Origin of the sequence: Shewanella sp. 11B5 (assembly GCF_002836795.1) — a bacterium.
Taxonomy (GTDB): Bacteria; Pseudomonadota; Gammaproteobacteria; order Enterobacterales; family Shewanellaceae; genus Shewanella; species Shewanella frigidimarina.
On the sequence record NZ_PJAP01000471.1, the window covers coordinates 1 to 4,531 of the forward strand.

Here is a 4,531-nt window from a genome sequence, read left to right on the forward strand (position 1 = left end):
TGAACGACGACCATCAGGAGTGTTACCAGTTTTCTTACCATAAACTACGTTTGAAGTGATGGTTAAGATTGATTGTGTTGGAATGGCATTACGATACATTTTTTTAGTGCGAATTTTCGCCATAAAACGTTCAACTAAATCGCAAGCAATGTCATCGACGCGAGCATCATTGTTACCAAATTTTGGATAATCACCTTGAATGTCAAAATCAACCGCAATACCATTTTCATCACGAATAGGCTTAACTTGAGCAAACTTAATCGCTGACAATGAATCGGCGGCAATTGATAAACCAGCAATACCACACGCCATTGTACGGCGGACATCACGGTCATGTAATGCCATTAACGCAGACTCGTAAGAGTATTTGTCATGCATAAAGTGAATAGCGTTAAGTGCAGACACATACTGCGTTGCAAGCCAGTCCATTAAACCATCAAGACGTGACATAACATCATCAAACTCAAGCACATCAGCAGTGATTGGATCAGCTTTTGGTGCAATTTGGGTTTTAAGCTTTTCGTCAACACCACCGTTAATGGCGTATAACATGGTTTTGGCTAAGTTAGCGCGAGCACCGAAGAACTGCATATGTTTACCCAAAATCATTGGGCTAACACAACAAGCAATGGCGTAATCGTCTGACTCAAAGTCTGGACGCATTAAGTCATCGTTTTCGTATTGAATTGAACTAGTGTCAATTGATACTTTGGCACAGTAACTTTTAAAACCTTGTGGCAATTTTGTTGACCACAATACAGTAATGTTTGGCTCTGGGCTTGGGCCCATGTTGTACAAGGTATGTAAGAAACGGAAGCTTGATTTAGTTACTAATGTGCGACCATCAAGACCCATACCTGCGATAGATTCAGTTGCCCAAATTGGATCGCCTGAGAATAGTTCGTCGTATTCAGGTGTGCGAAGGAAACGAACCATACGCAATTTCATTACGAAATGGTCAACCATTTCTTGGGCTTGCTGCTCAGTAAGAACACCATTTTTAATGTCACGTTCAATATAAGCATCAATGAACGTTGAAGTACGACCAAGTGACATTGCTGCGCCATTTTGGCTTTTTACTGCAGCAAGGTAACCAAAGTAGGTCCATTGAATGGCTTCTTTAGCATTTTTGGCTGGGACAGAAATATCACAACCGTATTTAGCTGCCATCACTTTCATTTGGCCTAAAGCACGATGTTGCTCAGCAATTTCTTCACGTAATTGGATCACACTTGATAAGTCTTCGCCTGCTTCAAACTGCGCTTGCAGTGAACTGAATTGGGCAAACTTATCTTTCATTAGATAATCAATACCGTACAAAGCAATACGACGGTAGTCACCAATAATACGACCACGACCATAAGCATCAGGTAAACCCGTTAATATACCTGACTTACGGCAAGCCATTATTTCAGGAGTATAGACATCAAACACGCCTTGGTTATGGGTTTTACGTAATTCAGAGTAAACGTAATTTACATCGCTGTTCAGTTCACGGCCATAAGCTTTGCATGAACCTTCAACCATACGAATACCACCATTGGGCAGCATGGCACGCTTTAATGGCGCTTCAGTTTGCAAACCAACGATAGTTTCAAGGTCTTTATTGATATAACCAGCATCATGAGAGGTAATGGTAGAAACCATTTCTGTGTCGAAATCGACAGGAGCATGAGTTTGGTTTTCTTGCTTGATGCCTTCCATTACTTTGTCCCACAAAGTTAATGTTGCATCTGTTGCACCTGCTAAGAATGATTCATCACCCTCATATGGTGTGTAATTTTGTTGGATAAAGTCACGTACGTTAACTTCAGTTTTCCAATCGCCAGCTACGAAACCTTCCCACGCGTTGGCAAATAGTTCGGTTTTATCTGTCATTTACTTAACCCTCTGGTTGATTTTCTACGGATATCATCACAATTAACACTAAGTGTTGTTATCCGTTGAGTACTTACATTCTGTAGTCTAGGTTGATTCGCTAGACTGAGCCGTTTACATCTTCTGCGACATTGATGGCAGAAATGTTCCGCCTGGCTTGTGTAATGACGCTAATCGATATTGTTTCGGTTAATGAACTAATTGGTAAGACCAATTATCCATGGCTTGATAATAGCACAGCGCGATGACGATATCGGCTGCTTTCGCTAACGGAATATCAAAAGTGTTAACTGGCTAACAAATCTGTTTAGAAGTTGGAGTAGCACGCGGCAATTTTTGACAAATAAAAAGCGAGATCGTTGCCGATCTCGCTTTTTATTGATGGTATTACCGAGCATAACTGGATTATAGCAACGCTGGAATCCCTTCGATCATGCCTACTGCTAACATCGCCGCCAAACAAATCACAAAGGCTAGGCTTGGGATAACAATACGGTCTGCAAACGACAAGGTTTTAGGACGTTCTTTATCACCAATCAAGCCATTGTTATCAAGTAACATGGTCAAAGCCCAAGCTAATACTGGGTTAGCAACGAATGCAGCGAAAATACAGATACCTGCGGCCTGGCTGCTAGTTGTGTCTTTAACCATCTGTAAACCCGCTTCTAATAACGGTAGGAATACACCGACTAAAAGCGCAATCGACATAACAGGACGCCACACGGTGATATCCATAGGATAACCAATGATAGCCACAATAATACATAAGCTACCGAGTAGGATCGCGCCAGCAGGAATAGGGCGTTTGGCAATGGCTGCGGGGATCATGTAAGTGCCCCATGATGAGGTAATATTACCGCCACCTACTGCCGTACCAACGATCTGCCTTACTGAACAGGTTGTCATCGTATCATCAACATCCATCAGTACTTTTTCAGCACCTTTTGGATAATTTAACTCTTGGAAAATACGATGGCCAAGAAAGTCTGGTGACCACATGGCAACAGCAAGAATGGCGAACGGTAATGATGCAATAAAATGAGCAGCATTTGGTAAGCCTAACTGCCAACCATGTTCAGTTGAACCCCACCAATAAACAGGATTGAGATTTGGGATGCCTGGAGCGGTAGTAAATTGTAGATCCAAACCTGCGCCAAGACCAAATGCCAGAGCAACAGCCGCGATAGAGCACAGCGGAATAGCCAACCAACGCTTGCCATATTTGGCTAATGCAGCATAAATAATGACATTGATTAACAAGATGGTAAATGCAACATAACCGAGTGAATAGTCAAGACTATGTTTGGCTTGCAGTCCTCCAGCCCAGTCAAACAAAGAACCTATCTGACTTTTAGCCCCCATAAATCCTAAGAACACTAATAAACCGCCGGCCACACCGCTACTGGTGAGGTTAACCAGTTTCGATCCCCCTTTGAAATAACTTAAAATTAAGCCAAATATACCAATGAGGATTGCTAACGCTAACGGATGAGCACCAGCGAGCGCGATGGTACCAATCAACGGGATCATTGGTCCATGGTTGCCACCAAGGTTTGCTCTTGGGTTAATAAAACCGGAGCTAATAATGCAGAAGAGTAAAGCAGGGATGAGCATTTCTACGCGGACAATTTGGATAGCAAATTCTGCCCCAAGATTGACGTGGTCCCATTTTTCACTTAAGCCTGCAGCCCAAGCAGCCATTACTGCAGAATACATAACAGTAATACCAATGGTTCCTGCTATTGCTGGGACTAAGTCTTCCCATTCAAAACGAAAATCACGCCCAGGAAGATTGAGTCCCCAGCGTTTTGGCTTCATTATCTTGAGTTCATTTTCTAGATAGGCATCGCGAGTTTCAAACTCGCTAGCAGGGCGGTGAAGCTCGCTATAGCTTGCTTCATGAGCTTGTGTATCTGAATTACTGACTGTGTCTGACATAATTTCTCATTCTCCGAAAAGAACAGGTTAATCCATCAAATGATGAAGTTTAAGTGTGTTCCATTGAAGTGATGGCTATGTCCATAAGAGCAGCTTGCCGGTGAGCCGCAATGGCTCTTATCACTTTGCTCAGCTGCGATGCCTTTAATTAGGGAAGCATTACAGTGATGTCCTTATTATGATCTTTCTTGGTAAGACCAATTTACCTTGTGGATTTTAGCATAGCGATGCGATCGCATCACTTGGTATCAAGAAAGTTGATGTTTTGTTTGCTAGAAGTGAGAGCTGGATAACAAGTTGATTGCAAAATCAGATCCGTAAATTAGCCTAGATTTGAAGTTTGATTGCTGTACAGATGACAAATTAATACTCAGCATCAATATAATTGATATAGAGTATCATAAATTAAAAGTTTTACTTAAGGCGTGCAGACGTTATTTAAAGGTGCGACTTGGCTGGTAATGTTTGACGACATCAACATTAAAGTGATTTGCTTAATCAGTTAATGCGGTAACGCTCATAATACTGTGAGTATGACTCTGTGGTTGTTTTTCGCTATGGTGTTGATACTGAGACTAGGGGAAACTTTATTGCTAGGCGATATTTAAAATAATGTTATAGACATAAAAAAACGGCATCCGAAGATGCCGTTTTACAAATAAACCTATCGCTTATAACGAATAGTTTAGAACTTGTAAGTAGCCGTAGTATGGAA

At 41.7% G+C, this 4,531-nt stretch carries 2 protein-coding genes; both read right to left on the reverse strand.

Going from position 1 to position 4,531, the window contains the following annotated elements; all coding sequences use genetic code 11:
* Positions 1-1,878: formate C-acetyltransferase (pflB, locus tag CXF78_RS10975; RefSeq protein WP_102036799.1), on the reverse strand; the 1,878-nt coding region annotated here is incomplete at its 3' end.
* 405 nt (positions 1,879-2,283) lie between these two features.
* Complete coding sequence (locus CXF78_RS10980; RefSeq protein ID WP_011637926.1) at positions 2,284-3,816, reverse strand: DUF3360 family protein; 1,533 nt, start codon at positions 3,814-3,816, stop codon at positions 2,284-2,286.
* Positions 3,817-4,531 lie beyond the last annotated feature (715 nt).

What these genes read in the sequence shown, in the direction of transcription:
- CXF78_RS10980 (WP_011637926.1), bottom strand. Translation starts at nt 3,816, where the DNA reads ATGTCAGACACAGTCAGTAATTCAGATACACAAGCTCATGAAGCAAGC.